Below are 1012 nucleotides of genomic sequence, written 5' to 3'. Positions count from 1 at the left end.
TGCTGGAAATAAATTATCTATACTTCCTTCACCTGTATAAACCTCATTCCCTATTGTATCAAATAATCTTATAGTATAATCCCAACTATCCGGGACACCGCCGATATTCTGGACATAAATATTTACCGTTTCCCCTGACTGATAAGTTTTATCATTAACTTTAACCTCTAATTTTGCCTGCGGGATATAAAAACTAAATTGTTTATATTTAGTAGAAGTACCAAGCTGGACGCAGACACTACCGTAATGATACCCAGCAGTTAAACTTGCTGGAATAGGTACGCTAAGGCTAAGAGTTCCTTTTTGTGATGGTAATAAAGAAAGCAAGGTAGTAGTGCTAAAGTTAAACCCCGCAATAAAACTAACTATTTCCATGTCTTGTTTAAACTTACCTGTATTAATTATTTCTACCTCTGATTTTATTTCTTCTCTTACTCGATACTTTGTTTTATCTAAATCTACCTTCATAATCGCATCGCATTTAATCTTTTTTGACCCCACTAAAACTTTCCCTTCATAACTCAGGGTATAAAATAACTCATAGATGCCAAAGTTGATCATTTTTATCGGAATCTTAATATTCAATGTAGAAGACCCAGCAATAGCCATCGCACTAAATGTAGATGTCCCATGCCAGAGTAAAGTTTTATCTGGGTCTATAAATGAAACAGTAAGGGTACTTGATTCAATAATAGACAACCCAAGATTGGTTAGAGTAAATGTAATGGTATTAGTAGAATTGGGAATAACAGCTTCTGGAAGGGTTAATTCAAGTCCTGGAATACCTTCTAAAATCTTAAACCAGGTTGTATCTAATCCTATCTTCTTTTCACCTCTATTTGCCTCTGCTTGAATGATGTAAATTCCTTCAACTGCATCTTTATCTAAAGGAACATCAAAACTTATACTGATAGAACCTTTAGAAGTAAGTAATAAAGTAGTATTAGTAGCAAAAATTACAGTATTGTCTGGGTTCATTACTTTTAGTTGAAGATTAGTATTGTATTCAATA

At 33.4% G+C, this 1012-nt stretch carries 1 protein-coding gene; it reads right to left on the bottom strand.

All coding sequences use genetic code 11. The features are described from left to right. Nucleotides 1-978 (bottom strand): hypothetical protein (locus AB1414_21545; GenBank protein MEW6609996.1); only part of this gene is annotated, 978 nt, incomplete at its 3' end. Between the last annotated feature and the right edge of the window lie 34 nt (nucleotides 979-1012).

This window comes from bacterium, from assembly GCA_040755795.1.
Classification (GTDB): domain Bacteria; phylum UBA9089; class CG2-30-40-21; order CG2-30-40-21; family SBAY01; genus JBFLXS01.
Note: the sequence above shows the minus strand (reverse complement) of the source record. Positions and strands in the feature narration are given on the sequence as shown.